The organism is Enterobacter soli, from assembly GCF_964208575.1.
Taxonomy (GTDB): Bacteria; Pseudomonadota; Gammaproteobacteria; order Enterobacterales; family Enterobacteriaceae; genus Enterobacter; species Enterobacter soli_A.
Window position 1 is genome coordinate 290,333 of the sequence record NZ_CAXOFU010000002.1, and the last position, 16,368, is coordinate 306,700.

A 16,368-nucleotide genomic window follows, 5' to 3' on the forward strand; every position below is an offset into this window, starting at 1 on the left:
ACCGTGAGGTTGGCGACGTGAATAGACACGAGGCCATCGGTTCATACCCCGGAAAGCGTCACCTTGCCCGCAGCTTTGTCGTCAATGTAAGAATAACGAGTAAGTTACGATGAAAAGAATGTTAATCAACGCAACTCAGCAAGAAGAGTTGCGTGTCGCCCTTGTGGATGGGCAGCGCCTGTACGATCTGGATATCGAAAGTCCTGGACACGAACAGAAAAAAGCGAACATTTACAAAGGTAAAATCACCCGTATTGAACCAAGCCTTGAAGCTGCATTTGTCGATTACGGTGCTGAGCGTCACGGTTTCCTTCCTCTTAAAGAAATTGCCCGCGAATATTTCCCTGCCAACTATAACTCCCACGGTCGTCCTAACATCAAAGATGTTCTGCGCGAAGGTCAGGAAGTTATTGTTCAGATTGATAAAGAAGAACGCGGCAATAAAGGCGCTGCGCTGACTACCTTTATCAGCCTGGCAGGTAGCTATCTGGTACTGATGCCAAACAACCCGCGTGCGGGTGGTATCTCTCGCCGTATCGAAGGCGACGACCGTACCGAGCTGAAAGAAGCGCTGGCAAGCCTTGAACTGCCGGATGGCATGGGTCTTATCGTTCGTACCGCAGGCGTTGGCAAATCTGCCGAAGCGCTGCAGTGGGACTTAAGCTTCCGTCTGAAGCACTGGGAAGCAATCCAGAAAGCTGCTGAAAGCCGCCCTGCTCCGTTCCTGATCCACCAGGAAAGTAACGTTATCGTGCGTGCTTTCCGTGATTACCTGCGTCAGGACATCGGCGAAATTCTGATTGATAACCCGAAAGTGCTTGAGCTGGCTCGCCAGCACATCGCTGCGCTGGGTCGTCCAGATTTCACCAGCAAAATTAAACTGTACACCGGTGAAATCCCGCTGTTCAGCCACTATCAGATTGAATCCCAGATTGAGTCCGCCTTCCAGCGTGAAGTGCGTCTGCCATCCGGCGGTTCTATCGTTATCGACACAACTGAAGCGCTGACCGCCATCGACATCAACTCCGCACGTGCAACGCGCGGTGGCGATATCGAAGAAACGGCCTTCAATACCAACCTTGAAGCGGCCGATGAGATTGCCCGCCAGCTGCGCCTGCGCGACCTGGGCGGCCTGATCGTTATCGACTTCATCGACATGACGCCTGTTCGCCACCAGCGCGCGGTTGAAAACCGTCTGCGTGAAGCGGTGCGTCAGGACAGAGCGCGTATCCAGATCAGCCATATCTCTCGCTTTGGCCTGCTGGAGATGTCTCGTCAGCGTCTGAGCCCGTCACTGGGTGAATCCAGCCATCACGTCTGCCCGCGCTGTTCCGGTACCGGTACGGTTCGTGACAACGAGTCGCTGTCTCTGTCCATTCTGCGTTTGATTGAAGAAGAAGCGCTGAAAGAGAACACCAAAGAAGTTCACGCCATCGTTCCGGTGCCGATTGCCTCTTACCTTCTGAACGAAAAACGTGCAGCGGTGAGCGCCATTGAAGCGCGTCAGGGCGGCGTGCGCTGCATTATCGTGCCTAACGATCAGATGGAAACCCCGCACTATCACGTGCTGCGCGTCCGTAAGGGCGAAGAAACCTCCACCCTGAGCTACCTGCTGCCGAAGCTGCATGAAGAAGAGATGGCGCTGCCGTCCGATGAAGAGCCTGCCGAGCGTAAACTGCCTGAGCAGCCTGCATTAGCCACCTTCATCATGCCGGAAGCACCGCCAGAAGCGGCGCTGGAAAAACCAGCAGCCAAACCTGCGGCGCAGAAACCCGCAGTGGAAGCAGCGAAAACCCAGCCTGCCGAGCCAGGTCTTCTGAGCCGTTTCTTCGGCGCACTGAAGAAAATGTTCGCAGGGGAAGAAGCGCAGCCGGAACAGCCGAAAGAAGCACCGAAAGAGGCGAAGCCGGAGCGTCAGCAGGATCGTCGCAAGCGTCAGAACAACCGTCGCGATCGTAACGACCGTGGTGACCGTGGTGACCGTGGTGACCGCAGCGAACGTAACGAACGTCGCGATAACCGTTCTGAGAACAACGAAGGCCGTGAGCAGCGCGAAGACAACCGTCGCAACCGTCGTGATAAGCAGCAGCAAAATGTTGAAGATCGCGAAATTCGCCAGCCGGCGGGCGATGAGTCCGAGAAGAGCAAACAGCGTGACGAGCAGCAGCCTCGCCGCGAGCGCAACCGTCGTCGCAACGACGAGAAGCGTCAGGCGCAGCAGGAAGTGAAAAACCTGAACCGCGAAGCCCCTGCAGAACAGCAGGACGCCGAGCAGGAAGAACGCACTCAGGTTATGCCGCGCCGCAAGCAGCGTCAGCTGAATCAGAAAGTCCGCTTCGCGTCCGCAGAGCAGACCGAAGAGACCGCCATCGCTGCCGCTGAGCCTGTTGCTGAGATCGCACCAAACACCCAACTGGCGAAAGTTGATCTGCCAGCGGTCGTTGAAACCAGCGCCGAGCAGGATGAAAACGCAGAAAACCGTGACAACGCAGGCATGCCGCGCCGTTCACGTCGTTCTCCACGTCACCTGCGCGTCAGCGGCCAGCGCCGTCGTCGCTACCGTGACGAGCGTTATCCGACTCAGTCACCAATGCCGTTAACCGTGGCGTGCGCGTCACCTGAAATGGCATCCGGTAAAGTCTGGATCCGCTACCCGGTTGCCCGTCCGGAGCAGGCTGTTGAAGAGCAGCAGGTCACCGAAGAGGTGATTGCACCGGTCGTCGCCGTTGAAGAAGTGGTTACCGAAGTAGCCGCGGTTGTAGAGCCTCAGGTTGAAGAAGCTCAGGTTGTTGAACCGCAGATCGTTGAGCCTCAGGCCGTTGAAGACGCTCCCCAGGCGGTTGAGGTTGAAACCACGCATCCTGAAGTGATTGCCGCGCCGGTTGACGCCGCGCCGCAGCTTATCGCCGAGGAAGATACCGCGGTAGCCGAAGAGGTGGCTGAAGAAGCTGAACCAGCAGCCGTTGAAGAAGTGGCTGTTACTGAAGCGCCTGTTGCGGTTGAAGCCCCAGCGGAACCTGAACCTGCTCCAGCCGTCGCCGCCGTTAAGGCGCCGGAAGCTGAAGTGAAAGCGGAACCTGTCGTTGAAGCGGCTAAGGCTGCTCACGTTGCGACCGCGCCAATGACCCGCGCGCCGGCACCGGAATACGTTCCGGAAGCGCCGCGCAGCAGCGACTGGGTTCGTCCGGCCTTCAACTTTGACGGCAAAGGCTCTGCCGGCGGTCACAGTGCAACGCATCAGGCGACTGCACCGGCGACCCGCCCTCAGTCCGCTGACTAAGCCAGCACCATAATAAAAGCCGACCCTCGGGTCGGCTTTTTTATTTCTCGCTCACGGGCCTACGCATTCCGGCGATGTCCGGCATCACCTGACGCATCATCTCCAGAAAGCGTCTTAATCGCGCCGGGTAATACCGCGACCAGGGATAGACCAGATGAACCGGCAGCGCCGCTGGCTGCCAGTCTGGCAGCAGATGCACTAAACGCCCCGCCTGAATATCCTCGGCTACCGTCCAGCTCGACACCACCGCCACGCCCAGCCCGCTCAGCGCCGTGTTGCGCGCCACGTACAGGCTGTCGGTGCTCAGGCGCGGTGAAATGGCCACACGCGCGGGCAAGGATGTTCCGTTGTACAGCTCGATATGGCGCTGGTAAAAGGTGTTGATGGCAATCCACGGCAGCGCGGGGAGATCCTCCGGCGCGTTGACCGCCGGAAAGTCAGCCAGCAGCGCCGGGGAGGCCACCACGCAGCGCGGCACTTCCGCCAGCAGCACGGAAACGGTCGCCGGGTCGATCTCCGCCCCCACGCGAATGGCGCAGTCGAGGTTGTCGCTCAGGAAATCCACCGACTTGTCGTTGAGCATCCACTCCACGGAAAGCTGCGGGTAGCGCTGTAAAAACTGGGTGAGCGGCTTTAAAAGCTGTTCCTGCCCGAACGCGTGGGGGGCGCGAACCCGCAGCACGCCGACCGGTTCGTCCTCCGTCTGCCCGACTTCGTCCTCCAGCGCCAGCCAGCTGTCAATCACCCGCCGGGCGTGCTGATAGCAGCGCTCGCCGTCGTCCGTCAGCCGGGTGGTGTGGGTAGTGCGCAGCAGCAGCCGCACGCCGAGCACCGTTTCCAGGGACTGCAGGCGGCGGCTGACGGTGGCCTGGGTGGTATCAAGCTGCCTTGCCGCGGCGGAGAGCGACCCCGCCTCAACAATGCGCACAAAGGTGCGCATCAGCTCGACTCTGTCTATACGCTCAGTTCGCTTCATATTTTTACTGGCTATACGTTAAACGTATAAGCGTTTTACCACCGGGCCGTCTACCGCCGCAAGCCGTCCTGGTAAAAAATGCACTCACACAAACGTGAGGAAGATCTTATGAACACAACAACCGCTCCCCATGCCGTTAGCCGCTGGGTCATTTTGATGCTGGCGATAGGCGCGGGTTTTAGCGTCGCGTCGATTTACTACGCGCAGCCCCTGCTGCCGCTGATGGGTGCCGATCTTCATCTGAGCATCGAAGGCATGGGGCTTGTGCCGACGCTGACCCAGGCCGGGTACGCGCTGGGCATTCTGTTCCTGCTGCCGCTGGGGGATCGCCACGACCGCCGGACGCTGATCCTGATAAAAAGCGCGGCCCTGGCCCTCTTTTTACTCGGCTGTAGCCTGACCGGACAGCTGCACGCGCTGCTGCTGGCAAGCCTGCTCATCGGGATGGCGGCAACCATGGCGCAGGATATCGTCCCCGCCGCCGCCATTCTGGCGCCCGAAGGCCGGCAGGGTAAAACGGTGGGCACGGTGATGACGGGCCTGCTGCTCGGGATTTTGCTGTCGCGCACCGTCAGCGGCGTGGTGGGTGAAGCCTTTGGCTGGCGGGTGATGTACCAGCTGGCCGCCGTCAGCATCGCCTTCACGGGTTTGGCGATGTGGCGGGTGCTGCCGTGCTTTGCGGTGCACTCAACCCTGAGCTACCCGGCGCTGCTGCGCTCGATGGAGCACCTGTGGCGTCGCTACCCTGCCCTGCGTCGCGCGGCGCTGGCACAGGGCTTTCTCTCCATCGCGTTTAGCGCCTTCTGGTCTACGCTGGCGGTGATGCTGCTCGAGCGCTATCACCTCGGCAGCGCCGTGGCGGGCGGGTTTGGTATCGCCGGGGCGGCGGGTGCGCTAGCCGCGCCGCTGGCGGGCGGACTGGCGGACAGGCTGGGCGCGGGCCGGGTTACGCAGCTTGGCGCGGCGCTGGTCACGGTGTCGTTTGCCCTGATGTTCCTGATGCCGGCTCTTGGCGTTCACGGCCAGCTGATGCTGATTGCCCTCTCCGCCGTCGGGTTTGACCTTGGCCTGCAATCGAGCCTGGTGGCGCACCAGAATCTGGTTTACAGCCTGGAGCCGCAGGCGCGCGGTCGCCTGAACGCCCTGCTGTTTACGGTGGTGTTTATCGGCATGGCGCTGGGGTCGGTGGCGGGCAGTTCTCTTTACGCCGTCGCAGGCTGGTCCGGCGTGGTGGCGCTGGCAACCCTGTGCGGTGCGATTGCCCTGGCGATCCGCTGGATGGAGAGCGCCCGGGTCAATGCCCTGCGGGCAGAGGCGCTCTAAAAAAAATGCCCAATCCATGCACGGATTGGGCAGTCAAAACATGCCCAGTTTCAAGACATGTTCTAAGAGGTCAAGACGTTACTTGTTCAGCTGGAACAGAGACATGCCCTGCAAATCGCTGAATGCTTTATAGGAGGCCTGCAGGGCCGCCTGCTGCATGGTGTAAGAGGAGATCACCGAGTTCCAGTCCACGTCCACCAGGTCGCTCATCTGCTGAGTCTGCCCCAGCGCGCGGTCGTCCCCCAGAGAATCCAGCTTGTCCAGCTCGTTGAGCTTGGTGCCCAGATCCGCACGCACCGTCAGCACGTTATCCAGCGAGTTGCTCAGGCCGCGGTTGGTTTTGTCGATGATCGCGCTCATGGCGTCCGCCGTGGTCTGATCGTCTTCAACCGGGGTATTCAGCGCGGCAATGGCGGAATCCAGGATTTTGAACAGGTTGGTTTCCGGAGCGCTGCCGTCCGGCTCGGGCTTGGCGCTGCTGGTGAAGTTGTCGAACACTTCGGTTCCGGTATGGCTGATCTGCATCGAGCGCGCGGAGTCTACCTGCTGGCTGATTGGCGTCGTGCCGCCCGCATAGGTTCCGGTAGCGGAATCAAAGGCCGGCGCTTCGGTTTTGTAACCGGCAAAAATATAGCGACCGTTACCGTCGGTGCTGTTTGCCAGGTTCATCAGCTGATCGCGAATCCCCTTAAGATCGGTTGCCAGCGACGCGCGGTCGTTGTCGCTCAGCGTGCCGTTGCCCGCATAGACTATCTTCTCCTGCGCGCTCTGGATCGCGGTCGTGACCTGCGTCAGGACGTTCTCTTCCAGAGAGACCTTGGTGGTGGCGAAAGAACGCGCCAGCGCATACTGGCTGTTCTGGGTTTGCGCCTGAGACAGCACCACGGCCTGTGACGCGGCGATCGGGTCGTCCGACGGGCGGTTTACGCGCTTGCCGGTGGACATCTGCTCGCCATAGCTGAGCCAGAGACTCTGGGAGCTGGTCACCCCACGCATGCTCTGCTCGTACATCATTTGAGTGCTAATACGCATTTCTCACCCCGGCCTTAGCGAATGTTGATTAACGCATCGAAGAGCGTACTGGCGGTCTGCAGCACCTGGGCATTCGCCAGGTAATACTGCTGATAGCGCTGCAGGTTGCCGTACTCTTCGTCCAGGTTCACCCCGGAGATGGACTGCTGCTGCTTGGTCAGCTGAGTCACCACGTTGGTCTGCGTCGCGCTGCTGGTTTTCAGCGCCGCGGTGGTGCTCCCCACGGTACTGACCAGCGACGCGTAGGCATCGTTGAAGGTTTTGTTACCGCCTACCTTCTTCGCGCTTTGCAGATCCAGCAGCTTTTGTCCGTTGGTGTTATCGCTGTCGCCGCTGTCGCTGGCGGACGCCATCGCCAGTTTGGACTCGTCGGAGATCGCCAGATCCATGTTAACAATGACGTCGTTCACCGGCTTGACCAGGAAGCTGTCTTTGTTATTCGCAGACCCGCTGATGTTGACGTTCAGACCGTCGAACGCCAGATTGCCGCTGGCATCCGGCGTGGCGGTAAAGCTGGTTTTGTCGGACAGGCGCGTCACGGTCCAGTTGGTGCCGTTGTATTCCACCTTGTAGTTGGTCGCCTGCACCGCGGTGCTGTCGGTCACGGTGGCCGTTGCCGACGCCGTGCCGGTGTTTTTGGTGTTGCCCAGCACCGCCGGAGAGCCGAAGTCAAACAGCTTGCCGCCCGCATCGCCGTTAGCGTCGAAGCCCGCTTCGTGCTGCTTGTTCATGGCATCGGCAAACGCCAGCGCCATCTGGTTCAGGGAGTTACGCGCGTTGTCCAGATCGTTAGCGCGGAAGTTCAGCAATCCGCCCAGCGAGCCGGTGGTCAGCTGCTTTTCCGGGATCTCAACGTTGCCCGAGGCGGCATCAACGAAGGCGACGGTGACGCGCGACGGATCGGCGCTCGACTGCACCGCCGCCAGCTGGTTCGCCGTGCTGCCCTGCACCAGGGTGTAGCCGTTGGCGAAGGAGACGTTGTAGGTACCGCTGTCCTGCACGGCCACTTCCACGCCCACAATTTTATTCAGCTCGCTGACCAGCTGGTCGAGCTGATCGAGCAGCTCGTTCGGGGATGAACCCGCGCCAACGCCGGTCAGACGTGAGATCTGATCGTTAAGGTTGGCAATCTGCTTCGCATAGTTGTTGATCTGATCGACGCTGCTGGAGATAGAGGTGTTGACCTGCTTATCCTGGTCGCGCAGATACTGATCGGTCACTTTAAACTGGTTAATCAGCCCGTCCGCTTTGCCGAGAACCGTCTGGCGTGCAGCCGGATCTTCCGCGTTGCTGACCAGCGTTTGCAGGCTGGTGAAGAAGCTTTGCAGCGTGGTGGAGAGCGAGTTGGTGGTATCAGAGAGCACGTCGTCAATTTTCGACATCTGCTGATAGCGCGTGGTCAGGCCGCTGCTCTGGGTATCCGCTGCGCGAAGCTGGTTGGTGATGAAGGCATCATACTCACGCTGCACACCGGAGACATACACCCCGTTGCCAACCCAGCCACCGCCTGTCAGCGTGCTGTTAGACGCCCCCAGAATGGTGTTCTGGCGGGTATAACCTGTCACGTTATAGCTTGAAATATTATTACTGACGGTATTGAGTGCCGCCTGTGCAGCACTGAGGCCACTCATGGCGCTGTTAATCAAACTGGACATGGGGGTTCCTTTTACACTTTCAGACACGAGTCCTGATGAAGGTTATCGGCAGCCTCCACCGGGACTTGAGAACTTTCAGAACAGATTTTCGAGATCCGTGCTATAGGCTTTGCTGACCTTCTCGCCCATCGATTTCAGCTGCTGGATCATGCTGGTGAGCTTGCGCGCATAGTTCGGGTCGGTGGCGTAGCCCGCGTTCTGCAACGCCTGCGCCCCCTGCTCTGGCGTTGCCGCCTGAGTGACCGCGGTGTAGCGCGGGTTGCGGCTCAGCAGGCCAACGTAGTCTGACAGGGCTTCCAGATACGAGCTGTAGACACGGAATTTGGCTTTGACCTTCACAGCCGCGCCATTTTCGTATTCCGTGGTGGTGATCTCGGTAGTTGGCCCTTTCCAGCTGGCGTTGGCCTTCACGCCGAAGATGTTAAAGCTCGGCTCGCCGTTTTCCTTACGGATCTGACGCTGGCCCCAGCCGGATTCCAGCGCGGCCTGCGCCAGAATCAGGTGGTGCGGCACCCCGCTCTGCTCGCTGGCAAGACGGGCTGGCAGCGAGAGCTGGGCGAGGAAGTCTTTGCTGTCGCCGGAGAGCGGCTCGTCGCTGGCCGGCGTCGCTTTCGGGATCGCCTTGCGCACCATCTGCGTCAGCGCCTGGTTTTGATAACTGGTCACCGTTTGCAGGTCGAACTTCATCGGCACCTGCTGCGGCTGGTCTTCCTGCCCCTGAATGCCCTGGGCGGCCTCGGTCTGTTTAACAATCATGTCGGCCAGACCCAGGCCTTTCCCGGCGGTCATCTGCTGCGCAATCTGCTGGTCATACATGCTGGTGTAGAGCCGCGTGGAGTCGCTGCTGAAAATACCGTCCTTCGGCAGGGTTTCACGCATGCTCTTGAGCATCATCTGGACAAACATCCCTTCCACCTGGCGGGCGACCGGGCGGATATTTCCCCCCGGATCTTTACCCGCCTGGGTTTTCAGTTCGTTGAGCGACCGGGCATCCCAGGCCGCGCTGCTCAGCAGTTTGCTATCGGTCAGCATCAGATAATTTCCACCTTGGCACGCAGACAGCCTGCGCTTTGCATGGATTGCAGGATGGACATCAGATCCATCGGCGTTGCGCCCAGGGCGTTCAGGGCCCGCACCACGCTGTTCAGGTTGGCGCTGGAGCGCACGCTTTGCAGCGAGCCGCCGCTCTGACGAAGGTCGATCTGCGTTTGCGGCGTCACCACCGTCTGGCCGCCACCGAATGGCGTGTCCGGCTGGCTGACGTTGGCGGAGCGGTTCACCGTCACCGAGAGGTTGCCCTGCGCCACGGCGCAGCTGTCCAGCGTCACTTCGCGGTTCATCACCACCGAGCCGGTACGGGAGTTGATAATGACCTTCGCGTCCTGCAGCGGCACGTTCACTTCCATATTCTGAATGTCCGCCAGCATCCGCACCTGGTTGCTGCTGCCCGTCGAGGTACGAATTTGCACGGTGCGCGCGTCCAGCGCGGTCGCGCTGCCGTAGCCGCGGCTGCGGTTGATGGTGTCGGCGATTTGCTGCGCCATGGTGAAGTCTTCGTTGTTCAGCTGCAGGTTGATGGTGTTACCGCTGCCGAACTGGGTTGGCAGTTCGCGCTCTATGATCGCCCCGCCGGTAATGCGCCCGCCGTTTAGCTGATTCACCTGCACGCTGCTGCCGCCCGCGGAAGCGCCTGCCCCGCCAACCAGGATGTTACCCTGCGCCAGCGCGTAGACCTGGCTGTCGACGCCCTTTAACGGCGTCATCAGCAGCGTACCGCCGCGCAGGCTCTTGGCGTTCCCCATTGAGGAGACCACCACGTCGATGGTCTGCCCCTGGCGCGCAAACGCCGGGTAGGAGGCGGTGACCATCACGGCCGCCACGTTTTTCAGCTGCATGTTGGTGCCCGCCGGCACGGTGATACCGAGCTGGGAGAGCATGTTGTTCAGGCTCTGGGTGGTAAACGGCGTCTGGGTGGTCTGGTCACCCGTACCATCCAGACCCACCACCAGGCCGTAGCCAATCAGCGAGTTTTCGCGAACGCCCTGTACGCTGGTGAGATCGCGGATACGGTCGGCCTGGGCAAAGGTTGCCACCAGCGCCAGCGCGATTCCAAAGAGGGATTTAAGCATAGGTCACCTCGCTTACATCGGCGATAGGTTAAGGAAGAAGCGCTGCAGCCAGCCCATATTTTGCGCTTCGTTGATGTAGCCGTTGCCGACGTACTCGATGCGCGCATCCGCCACCTGGGTGGACGGTACGGTGTTGGTGCCGCTGATGGTGCGAGGGTTAACCACACCGGAGAAGCGAATGAACTCAGTGCCCTGGTTGATGGCGATCTGTTTTTCACCCACGACGTGCAAGTTGCCGTTAACCAGAACCTGGTCAACCGTCACCGTCAGCGTGCCGCTGAAGGTGTTGCTGGCGTTCGCGCCGCCTTTACCGTTAAAGGTGTTGCCGCCAGAGGCATCCACATCCGCACGCGCATTGCCAAACAGGCCCTGCAGGTAGCGTGGAACGGTGTCGAAGCCAAAATTGGTTTTGCCATCGCGGCTGGCGTTCGCCGAGGAGCTCTTGCTCGCACTGACGTTTTCCTGCAGCACAATGGTCAGCGTATCGCCGATGTTACGCGGGCGACGGTCTTCAAACAGCGGTTGATAGCCGTAGTTGATCGGCTGCGCGGTCTGGAAAATTGAGCCGTTCACCACCGGCGCAGGGCCGGGAACGGGTTGGGCGGTAGTCGCACCCTCAACCAATGGTTTAGACGGGATCCAGGCACACCCGCTCAGGGTAACCGCCAGGACAGTCATAATCGGATAACGAAACGCCGCGTGTTTTTGCATTGCCTTCATCTTCAAAAACAGGGAGCCGGCGCGGCGTTTACCGCCCCGGCCTGCCCCTTAGAGTTGCGTCAGTTTTTGCAGCATCTGGTCGGTCGTCGACACTGCTTTACTGTTAATTTCATACGCGCGCTGGACCTGGATCATATTCACCAGCTCTTCCGCGACGTTAACGTTCGAGGTTTCGACATAGCCCTGATACAGCAGACCGGCACCGTTCAGGCCCGGGGTGCTCTCATTCGGCGTGCCGGAGGATTGCGTTTCGGTGTAGAGGTTCTCACCAATGCTTTCCAGACCGGTATCGTTCATGAAGGTGGTCAGGTTGAGCTGGCCAACCTGAACCGGCGCAGCCTGTCCCTGCTGGGTGACGCTCACCACGCCATCACGCCCGATGGTGATGCTCAGGGCATTCGCCGGGATCGTAATAGCAGGCTGAACCTGGTAACCGCTCGCGGTCACCAGCTGGCCGTTTTGATCCACCTGGAACGAGCCGTCGCGGGTATAGGCAGAGGTGCCGTCAGGCAGCTGCACCTGGAAGAAGCCCTGGCCCTTGATCGCCACGTCTTTGCTGTTGTTGGTCTGGGACAGGTTGCCCTGGCTGTGCAGACGCTCGGTCGCCACCGGACGAACGCCGGTACCAATCTGCAAACCGGACGGCAGCGTGGTTTGCTCAGAAGACTGAGCGCCCGGCTGGCGAATGGTTTGATAAAGCAAATCTTCGAACACGGCGCGCTGGCGCTTAAAACCATTGGTGCTGACGTTTGCCAGGTTGTTGGCAATCACGTCCATATTGGTTTGCTGCGCGTCCAGGCCCGTTTTCGCGATCCATAAAGAACTGATCATAAGAAGTCCTGTTAACTCATAGACAGAAGTTGGTTAGCTTTGCTGGCGTTCTCGTCAACGCTGCTGATGACTTTCATCTGCATCTCAAAACGACGGGCGCTGGCGATCATATCGGTCATGGCTTCAACCGGTTTGACGTTACTGCCTTCCAGCACGCCGGACATCACGCGGATGGTCGGGTCAGCCTGCAGGGTCGCCCCGCGCGTGGCCTGTGCAGCCTGGGTCAGACGGAACATGCCGTCATCCCCACGCTGGACCTCTTTGCCGTCCGCTTTAACCAGCTTCAGGCGTCCAACGGGCGCAACGGTGTTGGCCGGGTCACCCGGGTTTAACGCCGAGATGGTACCGTCCGCAGCGATGGTCAGCTCAGAGCCTTCCGGCACGGTGAGCGGGCCGGCTTCGCCCATCACAGGATGACCCTGAATGGTCAGTTGCCCGGTCGCACTCACCTGGATGTTACCGTTGCGGGTATACCCCTCGCCGCCGTCGGCGGTTTGCACCGCCAGCCAGCCGTCCTGCTGCAGCGCAACGTCCAGCGGGCGCGCGGTGTAATCCATTTGCCCCGGCGTCATGTCGGCGCCAGGGGTCGATGCCGTGACCAGGGTGCGCGTCGGTAAAGAGAGCCCTTCCACCGGCACGGCGCGCAGCGCGTTCAGCTGCGCACGAAAGCCCGGCGTGGAGGCGTTTGCCAGGTTGCTGGCGGTAACGGCCTGCTGATTGAGCGTCTGGCTTGCCGCGCCCATCGCTGTATATATTGCGTGATCCATTGCGCGTTCCTGTCAGCCGCTTAACGCAGGTTAACCAGCGTGTTGAGGATCTGATCCTGGGTTTTGATGGTCTGCGCGTTCGACTGGTAGTTACGTTGCGCGACGATCATGTTCACCAGCTCTTTACTCAGGTCAACGTTGGAGGCCTCCAGCGCGCCGTTGGTCAGCGTACCGAAGTTACCGGTGCCCGCCGTGCCCAGCAGGGCAACGCCGGAGGACTGCGTCGCAGACCAGACGTTATCGCCTTCTGACTTCAGGCCTTCGTTGTTGGCGAAGTTCGCCAGCACGATCTGGCCCAGAACCTGGGTTTGTTCGTTGGAATAGTTACCCACAACGCTGCCGTCGTCGTTGATCTGGTAGCTCACCAGGTCGCCCGGCTTGTAGCCGTTCTGGTTGGTTGCCACGATGTTGTTCGCGCCGGTGTTCTGCTGCATGGAGTTAGCAAAGCTCATCGCAAACGTGGCCGGGGTTGCGCCGGTGATGGTCGCAGTCGAAATGTTTACGCTGCCGCCGCCGGTCAGAATACCGTTAGCGTCAAAGGTCAGCGTGGTGGCCAGCGACGCGGTGCTGCCCGCAACGCTGCCGTCCTGGGAGTACACTTTCCAGGAGTTAGCCGGGGAGGCATCTTTGACGTAGAACAGGTTCATGTTGTGCGCATTACCCTGGCTGTCAAAAACGGTCACCGTCCCTTTCTTGTTGTAGGTGTCCGGGTTGGTCGGATCGAACGCGGTGGTCGGCGCTTCGTCCGTGGAGTTCAGGTTGATCTGCTGGGAAGCCGTGGTGGTGGATTTCGCCGCCATCAGGGTTGTCGGGATAGAGATCGCCTGCGGGTTTGCGCCGGTCTGCACCGTTGGCGGCGTACCCGCAACCGGGTAACCGGTCAGCTGCAGACCCTGCATGTTCACCAGGTTACGGTTTTCGTCCAGCTTGAACTGACCGTTGCGGCTGTAAAACACGGAACCGTTGGCATCCACCATGCGGAAGAAACCGTTCTGGCTGATAGCCACGTCCAGGCCGCGACCGGTGTTGGTGGTCGTGCCGTCGGTGAAGTCCTGGGTGATGCCCGCGACTTTAACGCCGAGGCCCACTTTGGAACCGGCAAACATATCTGCGAAAGAAGCAGAACCGGATTTAAAACCGTAGGTCGCGGAGTTGGCGATGTTGTTGCCAATGACGTCCAGGTTGGTGGCCGCAGCATTCAGGCCGCTGACCGCTTGAGAAAAGGCCATGACTTACTCCTGATAAGTATTAAGGCTTAGATAATCTGCCGAACTTCGTCGAGCGTGGTGGTACCGGTTGTACCCAAATCCAGTTTGCTGCCGTCGCTACTCTTAATCACGCCCTGCACCAGGCCGAACTGCAGCGGCTGCGCTACCAGCTGGGTGCTGCCGTTGCTGGCGGCGATGGACACGGTATACGACCCGTTCGGCGCGGTGCTGCCGTCGGTGAGGCTGCCGTCCCAGGTGAAGGTATGAACGCCCGCTTCCAGCTTGCCGATGTCAATCGTGCGCACGACCACGCCGGAGGCGTCTTTGATGGTGGCGGTGACTTTATCGGCAGCCTGCTGCAGCTCAACGCCAAACGGCGTGGTCGAGGTGGTGCTGGTGCCATCGGTGGTGCTGGTACCGGCCAGAATGGTGGTGCCCGGGATCATCACCCCGTGACCAATCAGGTTCGCGGCCTGCAAGGACTGGCTGTTGTCGATTTGCCCGGACACGGAGCCAAGGGTGGTATTGAGCTTTTCAATGCCGCTAACGGTACTGATCTGCGCAAGCTGCGTGGTCAGTTCGTTGTTCTGCATCGGGTTGGTCGGATCCTGGTTTTTCAGCTGAGCCACCAGCAGCGTCAGGAAGCTGCTTTGCAGATCGGAAGCGCTGCTGCCCGTCAGGGAGCTGGAGCTTGTGCTGGTACTGGTCACGCCCGAGTTGGTCGTATCATTCACATTGACGGCGATGGACATGCGTGTCTCCTTTACTGGCCGAGAGTGAGTGTTTTGAGCATCATGCTCTTCACGGTATTAAGCACTTCGACGTTAGCCTGATAGCTACGCGAGGCGGACATGGAGTTGACCATTTCGCCAACCACGTCCACGTTGGGCATTTTTACGTAGCCGCTGGCGTCCGCGAGGGGGTTACCCGGCTCGTAGACCAGCTTGTCCGGCGCCTGGCTCTCTACCACGTCCGCGACTTTCACGCCGCCCGTCGCCGCGCCCGGCGCAGCGTCGACCTGAAAGACCACCTGTTTTGCGCGATAGGGCTGTCCGTCTGGCCCGGTCACGCTGTCGGCGTTCGCCAGGTTACTGGCCGCCACGTTCAGACGCTTGGACTGCGCCGCCAGCGCCGAACCGGAGATATCAAAAATATTCAGCAAAGCCATGGATTAGTTGCCCCCCTGGAGGACGCTCATCATGCTTTTAATCTGTCCGCCGAGCACGGTCAGGCCCGTCTGGTATTGCAGGCTGTTATCGGCAAACTGCGTGCGCTCCCGGTCCATGTCGACGGTGTTTCCGTCAAGGGATGGCTGGTCAGGGATGCGGTAAAGTAAATCGGTGGATGGCGCCGTCATCGCCTGAGCAGGAATATGGCGTGAGGATGTCATGGCGAGCGCAACCCCCGTCCCTTCGGCACGTCCGCGCTCCATCACTTTTTTTAGCTCACTGGAAAAATCAATATCGCGCGCCTGATACCCGGGGGTATCCGCGTTAGCGATATTGGCGGCCAGAACTTCCTGCCGCTGGGCGCGCAGATTGAGCGCTTCCTGCTGAAAACGTAAGGCAGCGTCGAGTTTATCGAGCATGTCTCCTCCGCTGATGGCAAAATTTCAGTTCACAGCTTAAATCTCAACCCGTCTGCCTTATCGACGGAATAAGCGCAAAATGCGTCGCTATTTATTGCGTTGATGCAAAACCACTGAAGGTAGAATCCTTTCAATTCTTAAAACGGTGGAGCGTGCGATGCGGACGTTGAAAAGTGGCCTGGCGGCAACCCTCTTGCTTTTGAGCCCTCTGGCGAAGGCGGAAGGCTTGCAGGAACAACTCACGGCGTTTTTTGCGCAGCAGCTGGCAGGCTTTAGCGATGACGTTAGCGTCACCGTGCGCACGCCGCCCAATCTTTATCCCTCCTGCGACCAGCCCTCGTTTAGCGTCACCGGCAGTGCAAAGCTGTGGGGCAACGTGAACGTGCTGGCGCGCTGCGCTAACGAGAAACGCTATCTCCAGGTTGCCGTTCAGGCGACGGGCAGCTATGTTGTCGCCGCCCAGCCGATTGCCCGGGGCAGCGTGCTGCAGTCCAGCAGCGTTACGCTCAAGCGCGGCCGGCTGGATCAGCTTCCGCCGCGCACCATGCTCGACATCAATCAGGCCCAGGATGCGGTTAGCCTGCGCGATCTCGCGCCGGGCCAGGCGGTTCAGCTCTCGATGCTGCGCCAGGCGTGGCGGGTAAAAGCGGGTCAGCGGGTGATGGTGGTTGCTAACGGCGACGGGTTTAGCGTCAACAGCGAAGGCCAGGCATTGAACAACGCCGCCGTCGCGCAAAATGCCCGGGTCAGGATGTCCTCAGGCCAGGTGGTAAGCGGCACCGTCGGTGCTGATGGGAATATTCTGATTAACCTATAATCTTTTTAAAGATTTCGCGGCGCGTGCCGATAAATATTCAAC

Annotated in this window: 15 protein-coding genes; 3 read left to right on the forward strand and 12 right to left on the reverse strand. The window is 59.9% G+C overall.

Features of this window, described 5'->3' with window-relative positions; translation table 11 throughout:
- Positions 1–109 precede the first annotated feature (109 nt).
- Entirely contained in the window at positions 110–3,280 is a 3,171-nt protein-coding gene (rne, locus tag AB6V08_RS03200) for a ribonuclease E (RefSeq protein ID WP_368541288.1), read from the forward strand.
- A 40-nt stretch (positions 3,281–3,320) separates the two neighbouring features.
- Here rne and AB6V08_RS03205 read toward each other — a convergent pair whose 3' ends face one another.
- Complete coding sequence (locus tag AB6V08_RS03205) at positions 3,321–4,256, reverse strand: LysR family transcriptional regulator (protein WP_368541290.1); 936 nt, start codon at positions 4,254–4,256, stop codon at positions 3,321–3,323.
- 108 nt (positions 4,257–4,364) lie between these two features.
- Here AB6V08_RS03205 and AB6V08_RS03210 point away from each other — a divergent pair, with 108 nt between their 5' ends.
- Positions 4,365–5,579: an MFS transporter gene (locus tag AB6V08_RS03210; protein WP_368541291.1), complete on the forward strand. Its 1,215-nt coding sequence runs from the start codon at positions 4,365–4,367 to the stop codon at positions 5,577–5,579.
- Between the two features lie 78 nt (positions 5,580–5,657).
- On the opposite strand, the gene flgL is transcribed toward AB6V08_RS03210, so the two are convergent.
- The 11 genes from flgL to flgB all read right to left on the reverse strand — a co-directional run bounded on the left by flgL (position 5,658) and on the right by flgB (position 15,509).
- A complete protein-coding gene (gene flgL, locus AB6V08_RS03215) occupies positions 5,658–6,611 on the reverse strand; it encodes a flagellar hook-associated protein FlgL (protein ID WP_368541292.1) in 954 nt (317 codons plus the stop codon).
- 14 nt (positions 6,612–6,625) lie between these two features.
- Positions 6,626–8,266, reverse strand: coding sequence for a flagellar hook-associated protein FlgK (gene flgK, locus AB6V08_RS03220; protein WP_368541293.1), 1,641 nt, complete (start codon positions 8,264–8,266; stop codon positions 6,626–6,628).
- Positions 8,267–8,341: 75 nt separating this feature from the next.
- Positions 8,342–9,298, reverse strand: coding sequence for a flagellar assembly peptidoglycan hydrolase FlgJ (flgJ, locus tag AB6V08_RS03225; protein WP_368541295.1), 957 nt, complete (start codon positions 9,296–9,298; stop codon positions 8,342–8,344).
- Positions 9,298–10,395 carry a flagellar basal body P-ring protein FlgI gene (locus AB6V08_RS03230; protein WP_368541296.1) on the reverse strand — a complete coding sequence of 366 codons (1,098 nt, stop codon included), beginning with the start codon at positions 10,393–10,395 and terminating at the stop codon, positions 9,298–9,300. Before AB6V08_RS03230 ends, flgJ begins: the two co-directional genes overlap by 1 nt.
- A gap of 12 nt (positions 10,396–10,407) precedes the next feature.
- Positions 10,408–11,106, reverse strand: a complete 699-nt coding sequence (gene flgH, locus AB6V08_RS03235) for a flagellar basal body L-ring protein FlgH (RefSeq protein ID WP_368541297.1) — start codon at positions 11,104–11,106, stop codon at positions 10,408–10,410.
- 57 nt (positions 11,107–11,163) lie between these two features.
- Positions 11,164–11,946, reverse strand: a complete 783-nt coding sequence (gene flgG, locus AB6V08_RS03240) for a flagellar basal-body rod protein FlgG (protein WP_368541300.1) — start codon at positions 11,944–11,946, stop codon at positions 11,164–11,166.
- Between the two features lie 11 nt (positions 11,947–11,957).
- A complete protein-coding gene (locus AB6V08_RS03245) occupies positions 11,958–12,713 on the reverse strand; it encodes a flagellar basal body rod protein FlgF (protein ID WP_368541301.1) in 756 nt (251 codons plus the stop codon).
- Between the two features lie 20 nt (positions 12,714–12,733).
- Positions 12,734–13,942 carry a flagellar hook protein FlgE gene (flgE, locus tag AB6V08_RS03250; RefSeq protein WP_368541302.1) on the reverse strand — a complete coding sequence of 403 codons (1,209 nt, stop codon included), beginning with the start codon at positions 13,940–13,942 and terminating at the stop codon, positions 12,734–12,736.
- Positions 13,943–13,968: 26 nt separating this feature from the next.
- Complete coding sequence (gene flgD, locus AB6V08_RS03255) at positions 13,969–14,673, reverse strand: flagellar hook assembly protein FlgD (RefSeq protein ID WP_368541303.1); 705 nt, start codon at positions 14,671–14,673, stop codon at positions 13,969–13,971.
- A gap of 11 nt (positions 14,674–14,684) precedes the next feature.
- Entirely contained in the window at positions 14,685–15,089 is a 405-nt protein-coding gene (flgC, locus tag AB6V08_RS03260) for a flagellar basal body rod protein FlgC (protein WP_368541304.1), read from the reverse strand.
- 3 nt (positions 15,090–15,092) lie between these two features.
- Positions 15,093–15,509, reverse strand: coding sequence for a flagellar basal body rod protein FlgB (gene flgB, locus AB6V08_RS03265; protein WP_234673533.1), 417 nt, complete (start codon positions 15,507–15,509; stop codon positions 15,093–15,095).
- 157 nt (positions 15,510–15,666) lie between these two features.
- On the opposite strand from flgB, the gene flgA reads away from it, so the two are divergent.
- The gene (gene flgA, locus AB6V08_RS03270; protein WP_368541306.1) at positions 15,667–16,326 is read left to right on the forward strand and encodes a flagellar basal body P-ring formation chaperone FlgA; all 660 of its coding nucleotides are present in this window, start codon (positions 15,667–15,669) and stop codon (positions 16,324–16,326) included.
- The last annotated feature ends 42 nt before the right edge of the window (positions 16,327–16,368 follow it).

What these genes read in the sequence shown, in the direction of transcription:
- rne (WP_368541288.1), top strand. Translation starts at nt 110, where the DNA reads ATGAAAAGAATGTTAATCAACGCAACTCAGCAAGAAGAGTTGCGTGTC.
- AB6V08_RS03205 (WP_368541290.1), bottom strand. Translation starts at nt 4,256, where the DNA reads ATGAAGCGAACTGAGCGTATAGACAGAGTCGAGCTGATGCGCACCTTT.
- AB6V08_RS03210 (WP_368541291.1), top strand. Translation starts at nt 4,365, where the DNA reads ATGAACACAACAACCGCTCCCCATGCCGTTAGCCGCTGGGTCATTTTG.
- flgL (WP_368541292.1), bottom strand. Translation starts at nt 6,611, where the DNA reads ATGCGTATTAGCACTCAAATGATGTACGAGCAGAGCATGCGTGGGGTG.
- flgK (WP_368541293.1), bottom strand. Translation starts at nt 8,266, where the DNA reads ATGTCCAGTTTGATTAACAGCGCCATGAGTGGCCTCAGTGCTGCACAG.
- flgJ (WP_368541295.1), bottom strand. Translation starts at nt 9,298, where the DNA reads ATGCTGACCGATAGCAAACTGCTGAGCAGCGCGGCCTGGGATGCCCGG.
- AB6V08_RS03230 (WP_368541296.1), bottom strand. Translation starts at nt 10,395, where the DNA reads ATGCTTAAATCCCTCTTTGGAATCGCGCTGGCGCTGGTGGCAACCTTT.
- flgH (WP_368541297.1), bottom strand. Translation starts at nt 11,106, where the DNA reads ATGCAAAAACACGCGGCGTTTCGTTATCCGATTATGACTGTCCTGGCG.
- flgG (WP_368541300.1), bottom strand. Translation starts at nt 11,946, where the DNA reads ATGATCAGTTCTTTATGGATCGCGAAAACGGGCCTGGACGCGCAGCAA.
- AB6V08_RS03245 (WP_368541301.1), bottom strand. Translation starts at nt 12,713, where the DNA reads ATGGATCACGCAATATATACAGCGATGGGCGCGGCAAGCCAGACGCTC.
- flgE (WP_368541302.1), bottom strand. Translation starts at nt 13,942, where the DNA reads ATGGCCTTTTCTCAAGCGGTCAGCGGCCTGAATGCTGCGGCCACCAAC.
- flgD (WP_368541303.1), bottom strand. Translation starts at nt 14,673, where the DNA reads ATGTCCATCGCCGTCAATGTGAATGATACGACCAACTCGGGCGTGACC.
- flgC (WP_368541304.1), bottom strand. Translation starts at nt 15,089, where the DNA reads ATGGCTTTGCTGAATATTTTTGATATCTCCGGTTCGGCGCTGGCGGCG.
- flgB (WP_234673533.1), bottom strand. Translation starts at nt 15,509, where the DNA reads ATGCTCGATAAACTCGACGCTGCCTTACGTTTTCAGCAGGAAGCGCTC.
- flgA (WP_368541306.1), top strand. Translation starts at nt 15,667, where the DNA reads ATGCGGACGTTGAAAAGTGGCCTGGCGGCAACCCTCTTGCTTTTGAGC.